5 protein-coding genes are annotated in these 22,287 nt (G+C 72.3%); 2 read left to right on the top strand and 3 right to left on the bottom strand.

Going from position 1 to position 22,287, the window contains the following annotated elements:
- Positions 1–14: 14 nt before the first annotated feature.
- From ACGFNK_RS24285 to ACGFNK_RS24275, 3 genes are read right to left on the bottom strand one after another with little or no spacing between them, the layout of a single operon-like run.
- Positions 15–872 (bottom strand): ABC transporter ATP-binding protein, encoded by an 858-nt coding sequence (locus ACGFNK_RS24285; RefSeq protein ID WP_393419100.1) that lies wholly within the window; start codon positions 870–872, stop codon positions 15–17.
- 3 nt (positions 873–875) lie between these two features.
- Positions 876–1,988 (bottom strand): FecCD family ABC transporter permease, encoded by a 1,113-nt coding sequence (locus ACGFNK_RS24280; protein WP_393419098.1) that lies wholly within the window; start codon positions 1,986–1,988, stop codon positions 876–878.
- Between the two features lie 2 nt (positions 1,989–1,990).
- The gene (locus ACGFNK_RS24275; RefSeq protein ID WP_393419096.1) at positions 1,991–3,016 is read right to left on the bottom strand and encodes a FecCD family ABC transporter permease; all 1,026 of its coding nucleotides are present in this window, start codon (positions 3,014–3,016) and stop codon (positions 1,991–1,993) included.
- A 189-nt stretch (positions 3,017–3,205) separates the two neighbouring features.
- Here ACGFNK_RS24275 and ACGFNK_RS24270 point away from each other — a divergent pair, with 189 nt between their 5' ends.
- Together ACGFNK_RS24270 and ACGFNK_RS24265 are read left to right on the top strand one after the other, a co-directional pair.
- Complete coding sequence (locus ACGFNK_RS24270) at positions 3,206–22,060, top strand: amino acid adenylation domain-containing protein (RefSeq protein ID WP_393419094.1); 18,855 nt, start codon at positions 3,206–3,208, stop codon at positions 22,058–22,060.
- Entirely contained in the window at positions 22,057–22,284 is a 228-nt protein-coding gene (locus ACGFNK_RS24265; protein WP_352370378.1) for an MbtH family protein, read from the top strand. Before ACGFNK_RS24270 ends, ACGFNK_RS24265 begins: the two co-directional genes overlap by 4 nt.
- Positions 22,285–22,287 lie beyond the last annotated feature (3 nt).

The raw sequence follows: 22,287 nt of genomic DNA, 5'->3' as shown, positions 1-22,287 counted from the left end.
GGCTGAGCCGTGACTCACGTACGGGCAGGTTGACCGGTGTCGGCCCCGTGGTGGCGTCCCATCGGAATGACCAGGGGTGTGCCGCTGACCGGGTCCATGGTGATCTTGCAGTTCAGGTCGAAGACGTCCGCCACGGTCTCGGCGGTGATGACCTCGGCCGGCGGGCCCTCGGCGACGATCCGGCCGGACTTCATGGCGACGACGTGGTCGGCGTAGCGGCAGGCCTGGTTGAGATCGTGCAGCACCATCACGACAGTGCGCATCTCGCGCCGGTTGAGGTCGGTGATGAGGTCCAGCACGTCGATCTGGTGGGCCAGGTCCAGATACGTCGTCGGCTCGTCGAGGAGCAGTACGGGCGTGCCCTGGGCGACCGCCATGGCGATCCAGGCGCGCTGGCGCTGACCGCCGGAGAGCTCGTCGACGGGACGGTCCGCGAGGTCGGTCATGGCGGTGGCGGCCAGCGCCTGGTGCACGGCCTGCTCGTCGGCCTTGGACCACTGCCGCCACCAGGTCTGGTGTGGTGAACGGCCGCGGTTGACCAGGTCGATGACGGTCAGCCCCTCGGGTGCGACCGGGCTCTGCGGCAGGATGCCGAGGCGCTGGGCGAGTTCCCGCGACGGGATGGAGTGCAGGGCCCGGCCGTCCAGGTGGACGGCGCCCTCACGGGGGGCGAGCAGCCGGGCCAGGGCGCGCAGCAGCGTGGACTTGCCGCAGGCGTTGGCGCCGACGATCGCGGTGATCCGGCCGGGCGGTACGGCCAGGTCCAGGCCGTCCACGACCAGCCGGTTGTCGTACGCCAGGCGCAGTCCGCTCGCCCGCAGGTCCGGGTCGGTTCCGGGCGAGGCGTCCGCCGACTTGGGTTCAACCGACATGGATCAACCTCCTGAACCCGCGCGGTTCACGCGGACGAGCAACCAGAGCAGGACCGGCGCGCCGAGCACGCCGGTGACGATTCCGACCGGCAGTTCCGTGCCGGGGACGAGCGTACGGGCGATGAGATCGCTGCCGAGGACCATCAGGGCCCCGGTCAGTGCCGAGGCGACGGGGGGCGGCCAGGCGGTGCCGGCCAGCCGCTGGGCGATCTGCGGCGCGGCGAGCGCCACGAAGGCGACGGGTCCCGCGGACGCGGTGGCGAAGGCGATCAGACCGACCCCGGTGAGCAGGATGGACAGGCGCACGAACTGCACCCGGGTACCGAGGCCGGTGGCGACGTCGTCGCCGAGCTGGAGGGTGCGCAGCAGCCGTCCGAGCAGCAGCGCCGCCGGCAGCAGCACCGCCAGCAGGACGGCGAGCGGGGTGACCTGGTCCCACGTACGGCCGTTGAGGTTGCCCACCAGCCAGCCGAGGGCGGCCTGCGCCTCGAACCGTCCGCCCTTGGCCACCAGATAGTCGGTGGCGCTGGTGCAGATCCAGGCCACGCCGATGCCGATCAGGATGATCCGGTAGCCGGTGGTGCCGCGCCGCCAGGCCAGGGCATACACGATCAGGGCGGTGGCGAGTGCGCCGAGCAGTCCGAGGGCCTGGGTGCCGAGGCCGCCGTCCCAGCCCAGCACGATGCCCGCCACCACGGCGGTGCCCGCACCTTGGGTGAGGCCGATCATGTCGGGGCTGGCCAGCGGATTGCGGGTCATGGTCTGGAACAGCGCACCGGAGACGGCGAACGCGATCCCGGCCAGCAGACCGACCAGAGAGCGTGGCAGCCGCAGCTCTTGGACGACCAGGACGGTGCCGGGGTCGCCGGTGCCGACGAGGGCGCGTACGACATCGGCGAAGGCGATCGGATAGTCGCCGATCGTCAGGCCCCAGCAGAACAGCAGGAAGGTGGCTGTGGCGAGCACCGCGCTCAGCGCCACCAGGCGGGGACGAAAGATCCCGGAGACCGGCGGGGCGGCCAGTCGGAAGGTGCGGTAGGAGCGGACGCGTGCGGGGGCGGGCGAAGTGCCGGAGTCCAAGGGGGACTTGGTGAGGGTGGACTTTGAGTTGGCCATGGTCACACCTCCGCGAGCTGGCGTCGGCGGACCATGGCGATGAAGAACGGGCCGCCGATGAAGGCGACGACGATGCCCGCCTGGACCTCGGTCGGCCGTGCGACGAGGCGGCCGATGATGTCCGCGGCGAGCAGCAGGCTCGGGGCAAGGACGGCCGACAGCGGCAGCAGCCAGCGGTGGTCGGGGCCGATCCCCGCCATCTGGGCGAGGACCCGGGCGACATGGGGAACCACCAGGCCGATGAAGACGACCGGGCCGATGACCGCGACTGCGGCCCCGGTCAGCAGGGTGACCGCGGCGACGCCCTGCAGCCGGATCAGGCCGAGGTTTCGGCCGAGGGAGGCTGCCACGTCCTCGCCGAGGGCCAGGCTGTTGAGGGCCGGCGCGCAGGCCATGGCCAGAATGGCGCCGGCGGCGAGGAAGGGCAGGATCCGCAGCACTGTTGCACCGTCCTGGTCGGCCATCGAACCGGCGGTGAAGAAGCGGTAGCGGTTCAGCGCGTCCGGGTCGGTCAGGGCGATGGCGCTGGTGAGCGAGGTGAGCAGGAAGGTCACCGCGATACCGGCGAGCGCCAGCTTCACCGGCGTCTGGCCGGAACGTCCAAGGCCGCCGAGGAGGTAGACCACGACGCTTGCCGCAAGCGCGCCCGCGAAGGCGAACCAGACGTACCCGTAGAACGAGCCGAAACCGAACACCCCGACCGCCAGCACGATGGCGAAGGTGGCGCCCGCGCTGACCCCCAGGATCCCGGGATCCGCGAGCGGATTGCGGGTCAGGGCCTGCATGAGGGCGCCCGCAAGGCCCAAGGCGGCGCCCGCCGCGAGGCCCAGCGTGGTGCGCGGCACTCGTGCCGACCAGACGACGTTGTCCACGAACCGGCTCGGCGCGTCGCCGAACAGCGTCCGGATCACCTGGTCCGGCGGAACACTGGCCGCGCCCAGCGCGAGCGACAGCAGACAGAGCACCACCAGAACAACGCCGAGCAGCGCCACCAGCAGTACGGGGCGAAGTCTCTTGCCCCGCTTCACCGTTCGGTCTCCACGGACCAGACTCCCTTAGGTTAGGCAGGCCTTAATCCTAGTCGTGAGCTTGGCCTCTGTGGCGATTGGGTCTTTTGGTTAGGTAATCCTTACCTTAGTATGACCTGCGGTCCTCCGGCAGAGCCGGTTCCGCACACCCGGGAGGCACGGTCAGCTGTGTCCGGTTTTGTAGAGCGTGTGTCAGGCATCGACGACAACGAAGTTCAGGCGTTCTGGAGTCGACGGCTCGACCCGCTCCCTCAGGAGACAGCCCTCCCCGTCGACTTCCCGTATCCCCTGCGGCCCGGCGGGGAACAGCGGTCGGTGAGCCGCCCGTTGGGCACCATGGCCGACGAGGTGACGCTGCTGTCCGCGTATGTCGCGGTGCTGCACCGCTACAGCGGCGCACGGGACGTCACCGTCGGGTTCGACGGCCTGCCGGTCGGCGTCGCCCTGGACGGCGCCACGGAGTTCACCGAACTGGTGCGCCGGGTGGCCGAGGCGTGTGCCGAGGCCCGGGACCACCGGGTCGAACTGTCCACGCTCGTGGCCCAGTTGCGCCCGGAGCCCACCCGCGGCGGCGGTCTGCTGTTCAACACGGCCTTCGGGGACACCGCATCGGCCGGCCCGCTGGACGTCACGCTCGAAGTCTCCGCCGGCGAAGTCTCCGCGGGCGAAGTTCGCGTGACCTACCGTCAGGATCTATTCGAGGCCGGGACCGCCGAGCGCATCGCGGACCACTACGCGACCCTGCTGGCCGACGCCCTCACCCGGCCGGGTACTCCCGTCGGCGAGCTGGAACTGCTCGCCGCCGAGGAGCGCCGGCGCATCGTCGAGGAGTGGAACGACACCGACCACGACGTTCCGTCGCGCACCTGGCCGGAGTTGTTCGCCGAGCAGGTACGCCTGCGCCCGGACGCCGTCGCCCTCGTCTTCGAGGACACCCGACTGACCTACGCCGAGGTCGACGAGCGCGCCAGCCGGCTGGCCCACGCCCTCATCGCGCGCGGCGCCGGACCCGAACGGGTCGTCGCGCTCGCGGTGCCCCGCTCGGCCGAGCTGATCATCGCCGAGGTCGCCGTGCTCAAGTCCGGCGCCGCCTACCTGCCGGTGGACACCGACTACCCGGCGGACCGCATCTCCTACATGCTCACCGACGCGGCCCCCGCCTGCCTGGTCACCACCACAGAGGCCGCCGCCGACATCCCGCCGAGCGACGGCATGGACCGCCTGATCCTCGACGAGCCCGACACCGTACGGGAGTTGGGGCAGCGCCCGGCGCACGGTCCCACCCCCGAAGCGCTGTCCACCGGCAACGCCGCCTACGTCATCTACACCTCCGGCTCCACCGGCCGGCCCAAGGGCGTGGTGCTCTCGCACGCGGGCGTCGCCAAGCTGGTCGCGACGCAGACCGAACGGTTCGGCATCGGCCCGCACAGCAGAGTGCTCCAGTTCGCCTCGCCCAGCTTCGACGTGGCGTTCTGGGACCTGTGCCTCGGACTGCTCTCGGGCGGCCGGCTCGTCGTCGTGCCGACCGAAGGCCGGGTGCCGGGCGCACCGCTCGCCGAGTACGCGCACGCCCACGGCATCACCTTCATGATCCTCCCGCCGGCCCTGCTCGCGGCCATGCCCGAGGACATCGAACTGCCGCCCGCCACCCTCCTCGCCGGCACCGAACGCGTCTCGCCCGAACTCGTCGGCCGTTATGCGCGCGGCCGGATGATGTTCAACGCGTACGGCCCGACCGAGGCGACCACCAACTCCACCCTCGGCCTCTGCGACCCCGACACCCCCTCCGGCACCATCGTGCCGATCGGTGTCCCCGACCCCGGGACCCGCGCCTACGTCCTCGACGCCCGGCTGAAGCCCGTCCCGGCGGGCGTGGCGGGCGAGCTCTACCTCGGGGGCGCGGGCCTGGCCCGCGGCTACCTGGGGCGGCCGGACCTGACAGCCGAACGGTTCGTCGCCGCCCCCGCCGACATCGCCGCGGCGCCCGGCGAGCGGCTGTACCGCACCGGCGACCTGGTGCGCTGGAAGGCCGACGGACGCCTTGAGTTCCTCGGCCGGGCCGACTCCCAGGTCAAGATCCGCGGCTTCCGCATCGAACCCGGCGAGATCGAGTCCGTACTGCGCGGCCACCCGGCCGTGGACCAGGCGGCGGTCGTGGTGCGTGAGGACCGGCCCGGCGACCGCCGACTGGCGGCCTACGTCGTGCCCTCCCTGGACGCCGAGGCGGCCCCGGACGAGACCGAGCAGGTCCAGGAGTGGAAGGACCTGCACGAACTGCTCTACTCGGCGGCGGGATCCGAGGGCCGCCGGGACAACTCGGCGGGCTTCCGCGAGAACTTCGCGGGCTGGAACAGCATGTACGACGGACTGCCCATCCCCGTCGACGAGATGCGGGAATGGCGTGACGCCACCGTCGCCCGTATCGAGGAACTGACACCCCGCCGGGTCCTGGAGATCGGCGTCGGCAGCGGACTGATCCTCTCGCGAGTCGCGCCCGGATGCGAGGCGTACTGGGGCACCGACCTCTCCGAGGAGGCCGTACGCGCCCTGCGCACCCAGGTCGAATCCGTGCCGGAACTGGCCGACCGGGTGCGCCTGAGCGCCCAGCCCGCCCACGACACCTCCCGGCTGCCGAAGGGCTACTTCGACACCGTCGTCATCAACTCCGTTGCCCAGTACTTCCCGAGCGCCGACTACCTCGCCGAGGTACTGGGCGCCGCCGCCGAGCTGCTGGCGCCCGGCGGCCGGCTGTTCGTCGGTGACGTCCGCAATGCCCGCCTGCTGCGCTGTCTGCGCGCGGCAGTCGAGACCCGCCGCGCCGACGACCCGGAGGACAAGCAGGCTCTACGCACCGCGGTGGAGCGGTCGGTGGCCTGGGAGGGGGAGCTGCTGCTCGACCCCGACTTCTTCGCCGCGCTCGACGGCTTCGACGCCGACATCCGCGTCAAGCGCGGAGCCCATCACAACGAGCTGACCCGGTACCGCTATGACGTGGTGCTCACCAAGCGCGCCGCCGCCACTTCGGCACCGGCCGACAGCGACGAGATCGCGTGGGCCGGCCTCGGTGGCCTGGACGACCTCGACGCCCGCCTGGGCGAACGGCCGTCCATGCTCCGGGTGGTGGGCGTGCCGAACGTCCGACTCGCCGAGGACCTGGCCGCGTTGTCCGCCCTGGACGGCAGCAGCCGCACCGCCGCGCCGGCCGGCGCACCGGATCCGGAGGCGTTTCATGCCCTCGGTTCCCGGCACGGGCACCGGGTCGCCGTCACCTGGAACGGCTCCGCCGACGACGGCAGCCTCGATGTGCTGTTCGCCCTCGGTGACGCCTCGTACGACGGCCGCGTGTACCGCCCGTCCGGCACGGTCCCGCACGCCAACCGCCCCGCGCCCTTCCGTGACGTGAACGCCCTGATGAAGGCCCTGCGTTCGTACGCGGCGGACCGGCTCCCGGAGTACATGGTCCCGGCCGCCGTCGTCCCCCTCGACCGCCTCCCGGTCACCCCCAGCGGCAAGCTCGACTCGGCCGCGCTGCCCATCCCCGACTACGGCGCCCTCAGCTCCGGCCGCCCGCCGCGCGACGCCCGCGAGGAACTGCTGTGCGCGGCCTACGCCGAGGTCCTGGGCCTGCGCTCGGCCACCATCGACGACGACTTCTTCGCCCTCGGCGGTGACAGCATCACCGCCATCCAGCTCCTCGTCCACGCCCGTCGGGCCGGACTGCGCCTCAGCTCCCGCGACGTCTTCCGGCACCGTACGGTCGCGGCCCTCGCAGCAGCCGCCGACGTACGGACCGACGCGCAGGACACCGGGGAGGATGCGCCGCTCGTCCGGCTCACGGAAGCCGAACTCGCCGAGCTGCGAGGTGAACACCCGGTCGGCGTCCAGGAGTTGCTGCCGCTGAGCCCGCTCCAGGAGGGCTTCTACTTCCACTCCCTCGTCGACGGCGCCGACCGCGACGCGTACGTCGTCCAGCAGGCCCTCGAACTGTCCGGCCCGGTCGACGGCGAGACCCTGCGCCGGGCCGCCCAGCGTGTCCTGGAGCGGCACGCACCGCTGCGCGCCTGCTTCCGCCCGCTCGCCGACGGCCGCCCGGTGCAGATCGTCGCCGACCGGCTGGAGCTGCCCTGGCGCGAGGTGGACCTGACCGCGCAGAACGCGGACGCCCGGCCGCCGCTCGCCGACGCGGTCGCCGCCGACGAACGTGCCCGGCGCTTCGACCTCGCCCGCCCGCCGCTGCTGCGCTGCGCGCTCGTACGGCTCGACGAGAACCGCAGCCGACTGCTGCTGACGTTCCATCACATCGTCGCCGACGGCTGGTCCCTGCCGGTGCTGCACCGCGAGCTGATGGCCTGCTACGGGGACACGCCGGCCGAACTGCCCGAGGTCGCGCCGTACGACGCGTATCTACGCCGCCTGGCCACCGCCGACCGCGATGCCGCCCGCGAGGCCTGGCGCACCGCTCTCGCCGGTCTCGACGAGCCCACGCGGCTGGTCGAGGCGCCCGCCGACGGTACGCAGATCGAGCCTGCGCAGGTCCGCGTCGAACTGTCCGAGCAGGTCACCGCCAGGCTGGCGGCGCGTGCCCGGGAGCTCGGGGTGACTCTGGGCACGGTCGTGCAGAGCGCCTGGGGTCTGCTGATCGGGCGGCTGACCGCCCGGCAGGACGTGGTGTTCGGCACCACCGTCTCCGGACGCGATGCCGAGGTCGAGGGCATCGAGTCCATGGTCGGCCTGTTCATCAACACCCTGCCCACGCGCTTTTGCTGGGAGCCCGCCGACACCCTTGCCGAGCTGCTCGGCCGGCTCCAGGACGAGCAGGCGCGGCTGCTGGACCACCAGCACCTCGGCCTCGCGGAGCTTCAGCGGGTCGCCGGGCTCGCAGGCAGCGGCGAGCTCTTCGACACCCTGGTCGTCTTCGAGAACTACCCGTCCGCGAGCGGCCTCACCGACCCGTCCGGCACCGTCCACGTCACGGGCCACGAGTTCCACGACGCCGTGCACTACCCGCTCGCCCTGATCGTGAAGCCGGGCCGCCGACTCGACCTGCGCCTCAAGCACCACGCCCAGCGGCTCGACGCCGAGAGCGTGCACCGGATCGCGGACCGGCTCACCCGGATCCTGGACGCCCTCGCCGCCGACCCCGGGCAGCCGGCCGCCGGCCTGGAACTGCTCTCCGCGGAGGAACTGTCCCTCGCCCATCCGGCCGGCGACCGGCGGGACGTGCCGGAGACGACGCTGGCCGCCGCCTTCGACGCCCAGGTCGCCCGCACTCCGCGGGCCACGGCCGTGGTGTACGAGGACGAGACGCTCACGTATCGCGAACTCGACGCCCGCGCAGAGGAGCTGGCGGCACGGCTCCGTACCCGGGGCGCCCGTCCCGGCTCGGTCGTCGCGGTCGCCGTACCGCGCTCGGCGGAACTCATGGTCGCCCTGCTGGGCGTGCTCAAGTCCGGCGCCGCCTACCTCCCCATCGACGTGGACTACCCGGCCGACCGTGTGACGCACATGCTCACCGACTCGGGAGCGGCGACGGTCGTCACCACGACGGCCACCGCACCGCGGCTGCCCGAAGTCGCCGGACTCACACCCCTGCTGCTGGACACCCTGGACACCCCGGCCGACGACGAGGCACACACCACCGCCACCACTGCCCCCGTCCCGGCCCGCCCCGACGACCCGGCCTACCTGATCTACACCTCCGGCTCAACCGGCCGCCCCAAGGGCGTCGTCGTCACCCACCGGGCGATCGTCAACCGTCTGGCCTGGATGCAGGGTGAGTACCAACTGACCACCGACGACCGCGTGTTGCAGAAGACCCCGGCCAGCTTCGACGTCAGTGTCTGGGAGTTCTTCTGGGCGCTGTGCGAGGGCGCCGCGGTCGTCCTCGCGCGCCCCGACGGGCACCGCGACCCGGCGTACCTGGCCGGGCTGATCCGCGAACAGGGCGTCACCACCCTGCACTTCGTGCCCTCGATGCTCGAAGCCTTCCTGCAGTCCGAGGAGATCACCGCCGACCCGGCCTGGGCGGCCCCACTGCGCCGCGTCTTCAGCAGCGGCGAGGCCCTGTCCGGCGCCGCCGCGTACCGCTGGCGGGAGCTCACCGGGGTACCGCTGCACAACCTGTACGGCCCCACCGAGGCCGCCGTCGACGTCACGTACCACCCGTACGACGGCACACCCGGCACCACCGTGCCCATCGGCCGCCCGGTGTGGAACACCGGCCTGCGCGTCCTGGACTCCTGCCTGCGCCCGGTGCCCGAAGGCACCCCCGGTGAGCTGTACCTGACGGGCATTCAGCTGGCGCGTGGCTACCACGCGCGCCCTGGTCTGACCGCCGAGCGGTTCGTGGCCGATCCGTACGGCGCGCCCGGCGAGCGCATGTACCGCACGGGTGACCTGGTGCGCCGCCGCGCCGACGGGAGCGTCGAGTACCTGGGGCGCACCGACCGCCAGGTCAAGATCCGCGGCAACCGCATCGAACTCGGCGAGATCGAGGCGGCGTTGACCCGCGGGCCCGGCGTCGCCCAGGCCGCCGTCACCGTCGCGGGCAGCGCACTGATCGCGTACGTCGTCCCCACCCGCGACGCCCGGCCGGAGCCCGCGGAACTTCAGGCCGCTCTGGCAGAATCGCTGCCCGCGCCCATGGTGCCCGGCGCCTATGTCGTCCTGGATGCCCTGCCGTTGACCCCCAGCGGCAAGCTCGACCGGGCCGCACTGCCCGCGCCGCAGACGGTACGCGCCCAGGCGCGGGCTCCCCGCGACGAGCGCGAACGCGCCCTCACCGAGATCTTCGCGGCCGTGCTGAAGCTCGACGACGTCGGCATCGACGACGACTTCTTCATGCTCGGCGGCGACAGCATCACCTCGATCGGCGTCTCCAGCCGCGCCCGCAGTGCAGGCCTGGAGCTCAATCCGCGGGACGTCTTCGAGCACCGCACTCCCGCGGCCCTCGCCGCGGCGGCCGTCCCGGTGGCCGCGGCCCGCACGCTGACCTCCGCGTTCTCCCTCACCGCCGAGGAGACCGAGCGCGTTCACCGGCTCAGCCCGTACCCCGTCGAGGACATCTGGCCGCTGGCCCCGCTCCAGGAAGGGCTGTTCTTCCACTCGACGTACGACGACAGCGCCCTGGACGTCTACACCGTCCACGAGTCGTTCGACTTCGCCACGCCCGTCGAGGCGGACCGGCTGCGCACCGCGGCTCGCGTGCTGCTGGAACGCCACCCGAGCCTGCGCGCCGGGTTCACCAGCGAAGGCCTGCGCCAGCCGGTGCAGTTCATCGTCCGCGAGCCGGAGATCCCGCTCCACGAGGTCGACCTGTCCGGGCTGCCCGTTGCCGAACAGGACATACGACTACGGGAGTTGATGGACGAGGAGCGCACCCGCCGCTTCGACCTGACCCGGCCGCTGCTGTTCCGGATGCTTCTCGTGCGGCTCGGTGAGGAGCGCGGCGACCGGCTGGTCGTCGGCCGGCATCTGCTGCTGTGGGACGGCTGGTCGGCCTGGCTGTTCCTGGACCAGCTCTTCGCCCTGTACGAGTCCGGCGGCGACGCGAGTGCCCTGCCCGCGCCCGGCTCCTACCGCGACTACCTCACCTGGCTGGAGGCCCAGGACACCGCGGTCGCCACCCGCGCGTGGCGTACGGCCCTCGCCGGTCTGGACGAGCCCACCCTGCTCGCCGCCGCCGACCAGGGCCTGGAGCCGGACATCCCGGAAAGCCTGGACACCGCCCTCCCCGCGGACCTGGGCGAGCGGCTGCGCGACACCGCACGCCGGCACGGCCTGACCCTCAACTCGGTGCTCACCGCTGCCTGGGGCCTGACCCTGGCGAGCGCGACCGGCCGTACCGACGTGGTCTTCGGCACCACCGTCGCGGGCCGGCCGAGCGAGGTGCCGGACATCGAGCACGTCATCGGCATGTTCCTCAACACCGTCCCCGCCCGGATCGCCTACGACCCCGCCGAGCCCGTGCTCGGCCTGCTGCGGCGCGTCCAGGACGAACGCCTTGCCGTGATGCCGTACGAGTACCTGGGCCTCGGCGTCCTCCAGGCCGAGACCGGCCACCGCCGGCTGTTCGACACGCTCTTCGTGCTGCGCAACAGCGACACGGAGGAACGGCTCGCCGAGCTGGCGGACCGGCACGGCGCACGAGCCGTCGCCAACGTCGACGCGACGCACTATCCCGTGAACCTGGTCGTCACACCGGGGCAGCGCATCCACGTCACCCTCACCCACCGGGCCGACGTCATCGACGGGCGGCAGGCGCAGGACCTGCTCGACCGCTTCACGCTGCTGCTGGAGCGGCTGGCCCACGACCTGGACGCCCCCGTGGGCGGCCTCGACCCGCTGCTTCCCGCCGAGCACGCCGATTTGGAACGCGAGCGGGCCGCGAGCCGTGTCCCCGACCCCGAGGACACCATCGCCGACCTCCTGGCCGCGCAGGCCGCCGCCACCCCTGAGGACACCGCGCTCGTCTTCGGCGACACGACGCTGTCGTACGCCGAACTCGACACCCGTATCAACCGCATGGCCCGGCTGCTGCTCGCCCGCGGTGCCGCGCCCGAGAGGGTCGTCGCCCTCGGGCTGCCCCGTTCCCTGGACATGGTCGTCGCCCTGTTCGCCGTACTGCGCACCGGAGCCGCGTATCTGCCGCTGGAACTGGACTACCCGGACGACCGGCTCGCCACGATGCTCGACGACGCCCGGCCGACACTGATCCTGTCCACTGAAGGGGTCGCCGCACGACTGGAGGGCGCCGCCCCCGGCAGCCCGCGCGTGCTGCTCGACGACCCGGCCGTGACGGCCGAACTGGCCGCGCTTCCGGGCGACTTGACGCGTCAGGGGTTCAGCCTGGAGCACCCGGCGTACGTCATTTACACCTCCGGCTCCACCGGCCGCCCCAAGGGCGTCGTCACGCCGTACCGCGGCCTGACCAATATGCAGCTCAACCACCAGCGGGAGATCTTCGAACCGGCCATCGCCTCGGCGGGCGGCCGTCGGCTGCGCATCGCGCACACGGTGTCCTTCGCCTTCGACATGTCGTGGGAGGAGCTGCTGTGGCTGGTCGAGGGGCATGAGGTGCACATCTGCGACGAGGAGCTGCGGCGCGACGCCGAAGCCCTGGTCGCGTACTGCGAAGCTCATCGCGTGGACGTCGTCAACGTGACCCCCACATACGCCCATCTCCTCATCGAACAGGGCCTGTTGGAGGGCCACCGGCCGCCACTGGTGCTGCTCGGCGGCGAGGCCGTCTCGGAGACGGTGTGGAACCGGCTGCGCGACACCGAGGGCACATACGGCTACAACCTCTACGGGCCGACCGAGTACACCATCAACACCCTCGGCGGCGGCACCCTCGACAGCGCGACGCCCACCGTCGGGCGTCCGATCCGCGGGACCCGGGCCCACATCCTGGACGGCTGGCTGCGACCGGTCCCGGACGGCGTGCCCGGCGAGCTCTACATCGCCGGTATCGGCCTGGCCCGCGGCTACCTCGGCCGCCCCGGCCTGACCGCAGAGCGCTTCGTCGCCGACCCGTTCGGCGAGCCCGGCGAGCGCATGTACCGCACCGGCGACCTGGTGCGCCGTCGCGCCGACGGCAACCTGGACTTCCTGGGCCGCACCGACGACCAGGTCAAGATCCGCGGCTACCGCGTGGAGCTCGGCGAGATCGAGACCGCGCTCGCCCAGCACCCCCGGGTGGCCCAGGCCGCCGTCCTCGTCCGCGACGACCGGCTCGTCGGCTACGTCGTCCCCGACCGCCCCACCGGCGGCGACCGGGACACCGCCGAGCGCGAACAGGTCGGCGAATGGCAGGAGATCTACTCCGACGAGTACGAGGAGATCAGCACCGCCGTCTTCACCGAGGACTACGCCGGCTGGGACTCCTCGTACGACGGGCAGCCCATCCCCTTCGACCACATGCGGGAGTGGCGCGAGGCCACCGTCGAGCGCATCGGTTCGCTGCGGCCCCGGCGCATCCTGGAGATCGGCGTCGGCTCCGGCCTGCTGCTGTCCAAGCTCGCACCGCAGACCGAGGCCTACTGGGCCACCGACTTCGCCGCCCCCGTCATCCGCAAGATCGGCGAGGACCTGGGCCAGGACCCGGCACTCGCCGCCAAGGTCACGCTCCGCGCCCAGCCCGCCGACGACCTCAACGGGCTGCCCGGCGACGGCTACTTCGACACGATCGTCATCAACTCCGTCATCCAGTACTTCCCGAGCATCGACTACCTCACGTCGGTGATCCAGGGCGCCATGGAGCTGCTCGCCCCCGGCGGCGCGCTCTTCGTAGGCGACGTACGCAACCTGCGGCTCGCCCGCACCTTCCAGACGGAGATCCAGCTCGCGCGCGGCGTGAGTGGTGACGCCCTGGGCAAGGCCGTCGAACGCGGACTGCGCCTGGAGAAGGAACTCCTCGTCGACCCCGACTACTTCACCACCCTCGGCTACGGAGTCGACCTCCGCACCAAGCGCGCCCGCCACCACAACGAGCTCAGCCGCTACCGCTACGACGCCGTTCTCTACGCGGGCGATCCTGCCCTGCGTCTCGACGACGTCCCCGCCGTCGACTTCACCGGAGACCTCGATCTGGCAGAGCTCGTCAGCACGGCCCCGCTGCGTCTCGCCGGTATCCCCGACGCCCGTATCGGAGCCGACGGGGGAGTGGACCCGCAAACGCTGCACGACCTCGTTGCCGAGCGCGGTCACCGCGTGCTGACCACGTGGTCCCGCGAAGTGGGCACGTACGACGCCGTGTTCCTGGCCGACGACGGCGGTGACGCCGGTGACGCCGGTGACGCTCCCGGGCTGACCGCCGGGCTGTATCGCCCCGGCGGCGGGGCGGCCCCGTACGCCAATGAGCCGACCGCCGCGCGGGACGCGAACAGCCTGGTCCGGCAGCTCCGTGACGACCTCAAGCAGCGGCTGCCCGACTACATGGTCCCGGCCGCCTTCGTCACCCTCGACCGGCTGCCCATGAACGACAACGGCAAGCTCGACGTGCGCGCCCTGCCCGAAGCCGAACCGGCCGTCGCGCTCGGCACCGGACGAGGACCGCGCACTCCCGAGGAGGAGGTGCTCTGCCGGCTCTTCGCGGAGGTCCTCGGCCTGCCCGAAGTCGGCGCCGAGGACGGCTTCTTCGACCTCGGCGGCCACTCCCTGCTCGCCACCCGGCTGATCAGCCGGGCCCGCACCGAGCTGGGCGCCGAACTGGCGATCCGCGACCTCTTCGAGGCGCCGACACCGGAGCTGCTCGCCGCCCGCGCCGACGGCGGACGACCGGCACGCCCAGCCGTCGTGCCCGTCGTCGACCGGCCCGAACGCATCCCGCTGTCGGCGGCCCAGCGCCGCCTGTGGCTGGTGGAACAGATCACGGGCAGCGGCGTCGCGTACAACTTCCCGCTGGTCTTCCGGCTCCGCGGCGAACTCGACCTGGACGCACTGCGAGCCGCCCTGCGGGACGTGGCCGGCCGGCACGAGGCGCTGCGCACCGTGTTCCTCGAGGAGGACGGGGAGCCGTACCAGCGGATCGTCCCGGCGGCCGAGGGCGAGCCCTCGTTCACCGTCACGGACTGCGCCGAGGACGCCCTGCCCACCCTGGTCGAGACGGCCCAGCGCCGCCCCTTCGACCTCAGCCGTGAACTCCCGCTGCGCTGCGAGGTGTTCCGGATCGCTCCGGACGACCATGTCGTGGCCGTGGTCCTGCACCACATCACCACCGACGAGTGGTCCGACCGGCCGTTCCTCAACGACCTCACCACCGCTTACCAGGCTCGTCGCGAGGGCCGCGAGCCGGAGTGGGCGCCGCTCCCGGTGCAGTACGCCGACTACACACTCTGGCAGGACACCTTGCTCGGCGGTCGGCTCGGCGAGGAGCAACTCGCCCACTGGACCGAGGCCTTGCGCGCCCTCCCGGACGAACTGACCCTGCCCCTGGACCGGCCCCGCCCGGCCGAGCCCACGGGCCGGGGCGGCAAGGTCCGCTTCGAACTGCCCACCGGCTCAGGCCGGGAGCTGCGAGAGCTGTCCGCCGCCACGGGCACCAGCATGTTCATGCTGTTCCAGGCTGCCACCGCCGCCTTGCTGCACCGGCTCGGCGCCGGGGACGACATTCCGCTCGGCGCACCGATCGCGGGCCGCACGGATGACGCGCTCGACGATCTGGTCGGCTTCTTCGTCAACACGCTTGTCCTGCGTACCGATCTGTCCAGCGGCCCTGTGTCCGGCGATGACCTCACCTTCCGCCAACTCCTCGGGCGTGTAAGGGAGTCGGCACTGGAGGCGTTCGAGCACCAGGACCTGCCCTTCGACCAGGTCGTCGAGGCGGTCAACCCGGCGCGCGTGGCCGGGCGCAACCCGCTCTTCCAGGTCATGCTCGGATACCACTACCGGCCCGACGGCGACCCGGACGTGCTCGGCATGCCGGCCGAGTGGTTCGACATGGACACCGGCATGGCGAAGTTCGACCTCCACTTCACCTTCGTGGACGAGGCAGGCCGGGACCGTCTGGTGCTGCTCCTGGAATACGCGGCCGACCTGTGCGACGAGACGACCGCCGAGCGGCTGGCCGGGCGTCTGGTGCGGCTGCTGGAGCAGGTGGTGGCCGATCCGGACCAGCCCGTACGGGACCTGGAGGTCCTGGAGGAGTCCGAGCGGCAGTCCGTCCTCGGCCGTTGGAACGACACCGCGCACGATGTGGAGCCGACCACCCTGCCGGAGCTGTTCCGCGCCCAGGCGGCCCGCACACCCGACGCGCTCGCCCTCGTCCTCGGCGAACAGCGGCTGACCTATGCCGAGTTGGACTCGCGCGTCGAGCACACCGCGCGGGTGCTGGCCGGCATGGGCGTGGGCCCGGAGGGCACGGTGGCGGTCGCGCTGCCTCGATCGGTGGACCTCGTGGTGGCGCTGCTGGCGGTGCACCGCGCGGGTGGGGCGTACCTGCCGCTGGACGCCGACTACCCGGAGGAGCGGCTCGCCCTCATGGTGGAGGACGCCCGTCCCGTGTGCGTGATCCGCGACGCCCTGCCTGACGGATCGGCAGGTGAACTGCCGCTGGGCTACGACCCGTTGAGTCCGGCGTACGTCATCTACACCTCCGGGTCCACAGGCCGTCCCAAGGGCGTGGTGGTGCCGCACCAGGGCATCGTCAACCGTCTGCAGTGGATGCAGGCCGCGTACGAACTCACCGGCGACGACCGGGTGTTGCAGAAGACACCGTCCAGCTTCGACGTGTCCGTGTGGGAGTTCTTCTGGCCGCTGATCACCGGGGCGACTCTCGTCCTGGCCCGGCCGGAAGGCCACAAGGACCCGGCCTATCTCGCCGAGTTGATCCAGCAGCAGCAGATCACGACGGTGCACTTCGTGCCGTCGATGCTCCAGCTGTTCCTCGAGGAGCCCTCCGCCGCGCAGTGCACCGGTCTGCGCCGCGTGATGTGCAGCGGTGAGGCCCTGCCCGTACCGCTGGCGAACCGCTTCCACCAGGTGCTCTCCGCCGAGCTGCACAACCTCTACGGCCCGACCGAGGCGTCCGTCGACGTCACCGCGATCGAGGTGCGACCGGAAGCGGAGAGCGTGCCGATCGGCCGCCCGGTGTGGAACACCGGCGTGTACGTCCTGGACGCCGGACTGCGTCCGGTACCTCCGGGCGTCCCCGGCGAGCTCTACCTGGCGGGCGTCCAGCTCGCCCGGGGATATCTCGACCGTCCCGGCCTGACCGCCGAGCGGTTCGTCGCCGATCCGTACGGCGAACCCGGCGCCCGCATGTACCGCACGGGAGACCTCGCCCGTTGGACGGCCGACGGCACAGTCGAATATCTCGGTCGCACCGACGACCAGGTCAAGATCCGCGGCTTCCGCATCGAACTCGGCGAGGTCGAGGCCGTGCTCGCCCGGCACGAGGCCGTCGCCCACGCCGTCGTCATTCCGCATGACCAGCGGCTCGTCGCGTATATCGTCCCGGCCTCGGATCGGGCACCTGAATCGGCCGCCTTGCGTGCCCACACCGGGGCAGCCCTGCCCGAACACATGGTCCCCGCGGCCTTCGTGGCGGTCGACGCCCTGCCGCTCACCCCCAACGGCAAGCTCGACCGCAAGGCCCTGCCCGCCCCCGACTTCACGGCGGAAACGGGCAGCGGCAAGGGGCCGCGCACCCCGCGCGAGGAGATCCTCTGCGGACTGTTCGCGGACGTGCTGGGCCTGGAACGGATCGGTGTCGACGACGACTTCTTCGCGCTCGGCGGCCACTCGCTCCTGGCCATGCGGCTGGTCAGCCGCGTACGGGCGGCTCTGGGCGTCGAGCTGGCGCTGCGCACGGTGTTCGAGGCCCCGACGGTGGCCCGGCTCGCGGAGCAGACGGCGGGTGCCGCCGACGAGCCCGCGCGCCCGGTCCTGACCGCTGCCTTGGAGCGGCCGGAGCGGCTGCCCCTGTCCTTCGCCCAGCAGCGGCTGTGGGTGCTGTATCAGGTGGAGGGCCCCAGCCCCACGTACAACATCCCGATCGTCTGGCGGCTTTCCGGAGCGCTCGACACGGACGCGCTCCGGCTCGCCGTCGACGATCTGGTCGCCCGGCACGAGCCGCTGCGCACCGTCTTCCCCGAACAGGACGGCCGCGCCCACCAGTTGATTCTCGACCCCGAACAGGCCGGGATCCAGGTGGAGGTCATCCGCACCACCGAGGAGGAGCTGGACGGGCGGCTCGTCGAGGCCGCCGCGTACGGCTTCGAGCTCGACCGTGAACCGCCGCTGCGCGTCCGCCTGTTCCAGGTCGCCGACGACGAACACGTACTGCTGCTCCTGCTCCACCACATTGCGGGCGACGAGTGGTCCGACCTGCCGCTCACCCGGGACCTGACCGACGCGTACGCGGCACGGGCCGCGGGCCGTGCCCCGGACCGGGCACCCCTGCCCGTCCAGTACGCCGACTTCAGCCTGTGGCAGCGGGCGATGCTCGGCGACGAGAAGGACCCGGCCGGCCTGGCCTCGCGTCAACTCGCCTTCTGGCAGCAGAACTTGGCGGGACTTCCGGAGGAGCTTGCGCTGCCCGTCGACCGGCCGCGTCCGCTGGAGGCCAGTTACCGCGGCGGGACCGTGCACATGCCGCTGGACCCGACGTTGGCTGCGGAGCTGCGCGAACTGGCCCGGACGGGCAACGTGAGCATGTTCATGGTCGTCCAGGCCGCGGTGGCGGCGCTGCTGACCCGGCTCGGAGCCGGTACCGACATCCCGCTGGGCAGCCCGATCGCCGGTCGCACCGAGGAGGCGCTGGAGGACCTGGTCGGGTTCTTCCTCAACACGCTGGTACTGCGCACCGACACCGCGGGCGACCCCACCTTCCGCGAACTCCTCGGCCGCGTGCGGGAGACGGACCTCGCCGCCTTCGACCACCAGGACGTGCCGTTCGAGCGGGTGGTGGACGCGCTCAGTCCCGCTCGCTCGCTCGCGCGGCACCCACTGTTCCAGGTCATGGTCGTGTACCTCGCCGCGGGCGGTGCCGAGGACGGCTTCGCCGGGCTGCGCTCGCGGCGGGAGGAGATCGGTCAGACCACCGCCAAGTTCGACCTCTCCTTCGACTTCGTGGAGCGGGCCGACGGCGAAGGCGTCGACGGAGTCCTGGAGTACAGCACCGACCTGTTCGACCACGCCACCGCCGAGGCCGTTGCCGAGCGGCTGATCCGACTGCTGCGTGCGGTGGTTGCCGCCCCCGACACCCCGATCACCCGGATCGACGTCCTCGGCGCCGCCGAACGCCGACGGATCCTCACCGAGTGGAACGACACGCCCGCACTCGCCCCGCCCACCACCGTCCCGGCCCTCTTCGAGCGGCAGGCCGAACTCTCCCCGGGCGCCCCCGCCGTGGCCTCCGACGGCATCCGGCTGACCTTCGCCCAACTGAACGCCAAGGCCAACCGGCTCGCCCGGCTGCTGCTCGCGCACGGCGCCGGACCCGAGCGGATCGTCGCCCTGGCGCTGCCCCGTACCGCCCGCACCCTGCTCGCCGTCCTGGCGGTGCAGAAGACCGGTGCCGCGTATCTGCCGCTCGACCCGGACGCCCCGGCGGGCCGTACCCGCGACATGCTCGACGACGCCCGCCCGGTACTCGTCCTCACCACGAAGGACCTCGCCCCGCTGCTGCCCCCGGACGGCCCGCCGGCCATGCTCCTCGACGACCCGAGGACCGTGGAACTGCTCGCGGGCGAGAGCCCCGCCAACCTTCTCGACACCGACCGCACCACACCGCTGGCGCCGCGCCACCCGGCCTATGTGATCTACACCTCCGGTTCCACCGGCCGCCCCAAGGGAGTTGTCGTCACCCACGAGACCGTGGGCAACCTCTTCCACAGCCACCGCGAGACGCTGTACGCACCGGCCAAGGCGGCCACAGGCCGGCGGCATCTACGGGCCGGGCACGCCTGGGCGTTCTCCTTCGACGCCTCCTGGCAACCACAGTTGTGGCTGCTCGACGGGCACTGCGTGCATGTGGTGTCGGACGAGACCCGTCGCGACCCCGAACTGCTCGCGGCGGCCGTCGTCGAGCACGGCTTCGACTTCCTGGAGGTCACGCCGTCCTTCTTCGCGCAGATGGCGGAGACGGGGCTGGTCCGCGAGGACGGCAGCTGCCCGCTCGCCGTCGTCGGCGTCGGCGGCGAGGCCGTACCGGCGGCGCAGTGGGAGCGGCTCGGGCAACTGCCCGGCACCGAGGCGTTCAACCTGTACGGGCCCACCGAGTCCACCGTCGACGCCTTGGTGGCGCGGGTCCGCGACAGCGACCGGCCGCTCGTCGGCCGGCCCGTGGCGGGCACCCGGGCATACGTACTCGACGACCGGCTGCAACCCGTACCGCCCGGCGTCACGGGCGAGCTGTACCTGGCCGGTGGCGGCCTGGCCCGCGGCTACCTGGGCCGCCCCGCGCTGACCGCCGAGCGCTTCGTCGCCGACCCGTTCGGGCCGCCCGGCTCGCGGCTGTACCGGACCGGTGACCTGGCCCGGTGGACCGCCGACGGACAGATCGACTATCTGGGCCGTGCCGACGACCAGGTGAAGATCCGCGGCTTCCGGATCGAACCCGGCGAGATCGAGTCCGTGCTCTCCTCCCACCCCGACATCGCCCAAGCAGTGGTGACGGTACGCCAGGAGGGGCCGCGGAAACTGCTGGTGGCGTACGTCGTTCCGGTCGCCGGACGGCTCCCCGACGCCGGACGGCTGCGTGCGCACGTCGGCGGGCAGTTGCCGGACTACATGGTCCCGGCCGCCGTCGTACTCCTGGACCGGCTGCCCGCACTGGCCAACGGCAAGCTGGACCGGGCCGCCCTGCCCGCCCCGGACTTCAGCGCCGTCTCCACCGGCCGGGCTCCCGGCACGGAGCTGGAGAAGACGCTGTGCGGCGTCTTCGCCGACGTGCTCGGACTGGACGAAGTGGGCGTCGACGACGACTTCTTCACCCTGGGCGGCGACAGCATCGTGGCCATGCAGCTCGTGAGCAGGGCCCGGGCGGCGGGGGTGCGGATCACCCCGCGCCTGGTGTTCCGGCACCGTACGGTCGCCGCTCTCGCCGAGGTGGCGACGGCTGCCGGACCCGAGGCCGCCGGTGCCCGCCCCGCCGACGTCGGAATCGGCACCGTTCCACTGACGCCGGTCATGCACTGGCTGCGCGAACTCGGCGGCTCCTTCAAGGGCTACCACCAGGCCGCCCTGGTCCGGACGCCCGCCGCCCTGGACCGGCCGAAGCTGGCCGCCGTGCTGCGGGCCCTCTCGGATCGGCACGCCATGCTGCGCGGCAGGCTGGTCCGTACGGGGGGCACGGGCAGTACGGGAGCCGACGACTGGGCCATCGAGGTCCCGGGCCCTGACGCGGTGGACACCGAGGCATGGATCGAGCGGGTCGACGTCGCCGGGCTGGACGCCGAGGCGCTGCGGACGGTGGTCGCGGAACGCGCCCATGCCGCCCGCGCGACGCTCGACCCGGATGCCGGTGCCATGGTGCGGGCGGTGTGGTTCGACGCGGGCGGTGAGCCGGGCAGGCTGCTCCTGATGGCCCACCACCTCGTCACCGACGGCGTCTCCTGGCGCGTCCTGCTGCCCGACCTGGCCGCCGCCTGGCAGGACGTCGCGGCCGGGCGCCCGGCGGAACTGCCGCCCGTGGACACCTCCTTCCGCACCTGGTCCCGCAAGCTGTCCGAGCTGGCCCAGGACCCGGCCCGCGAGTCGGAACTGCCGTTCTGGACCGACGTGTTCGACGGCGCCGCGCCCTTCCCGCTGGACCGGCCGCTCGACCCGGACCGCGACACCGTCGGCACGGTACGGGAACTGGCGCTGCGCCTGCCCGCAGACCAGACGGGCCCGCTGCTCTCGGCCGTGCCCGCCGCCTTCGGCGCGAACGTCAACGACGTCCTGCTCACCGGTCTCGGCCTCGCCGTGGCCGACTGGCGGCGACGCCACGGGGACGGCTCGGCGGGCCCGGTCCTCGTCGACCTCGAAAGCCACGGTCGCGAGGAGGAGTTGGCGGGGGACGCCGATCTGTCGAGTACGGTCGGCTGGTTCACCAGCGTCTTCCCGGTCCGCCTGGACACCGGCCCCGCCGACCTGGACGACGCGCTCCAGGGCGGCCCGGCCGCGGACGAGGCGGTGGCCGCGGTACGACGGCATCTCGGCTCGCTGCCCGCGAACGGTGTCGGCTACGGCATGCTGCGCCACCTCAACCCCCGTACGGCACCGGTCCTCGCCGCCTTCGAGACACCGGCGATCGAGTTCAACTACCTGGGCCGGTTCGGCATCCCCGAGGAGACGGACTGGTCGTACGCCCCGGAGGAGGACGTCGCGGACATCGGCGCCGAACCGGAGATGCGCGAGGGCCACGCCCTCGGCATCAACGTCGTGACCGAGGACCGCGCCGACGGCCCCGTCCTGGCCGCCCACTGGTCCTGGCCCGAGGCCGTACTGTCCGAGGAGGCGGTCCGCGACCTGGCCGAGACCTGGTTCCGCGCCCTGAAGGCCCTTGTCACCCGCACCCAGCACCTGCCCGAAGCCCCGCACCAAGGAGGATCCGCATGAGCAGCGGCAACACCAACCCGTTCGAGAACCCCGACGGCGTCTACTCCGTGCTCGTCAACGACGAGGGTCAGCACAGCCTCTGGCCCGACTTCGTGGACGTCCCGGCGGGCTGGACCGTCGTCCACGGCCCGGGCCCGCGTCAGGAGTGCCTCGACTACATCGAGACCAACTGGACCGACATGCGACCCACGAGTCTGGTGGAGCGGATGGAGCGGACCGGCTGACCC

The sequence above is a fragment of the Streptomyces sp. NPDC048825 genome (assembly GCF_043198355.1).
GTDB lineage: Bacteria > Actinomycetota > Actinomycetes > Streptomycetales > Streptomycetaceae > Streptomyces > Streptomyces xiangluensis.
Note: the sequence above shows the minus strand (reverse complement) of the source record. Positions and strands in the feature narration are given on the sequence as shown.

What these genes read in the sequence shown, in the direction of transcription:
- ACGFNK_RS24285 (WP_393419100.1), bottom strand. Translation starts at nt 872, where the DNA reads ATGTCGGTTGAACCCAAGTCGGCGGACGCCTCGCCCGGAACCGACCCG.
- ACGFNK_RS24280 (WP_393419098.1), bottom strand. Translation starts at nt 1,988, where the DNA reads ATGGCCAACTCAAAGTCCACCCTCACCAAGTCCCCCTTGGACTCCGGC.
- ACGFNK_RS24265 (WP_352370378.1), top strand. Translation starts at nt 22,057, where the DNA reads ATGAGCAGCGGCAACACCAACCCGTTCGAGAACCCCGACGGCGTCTAC.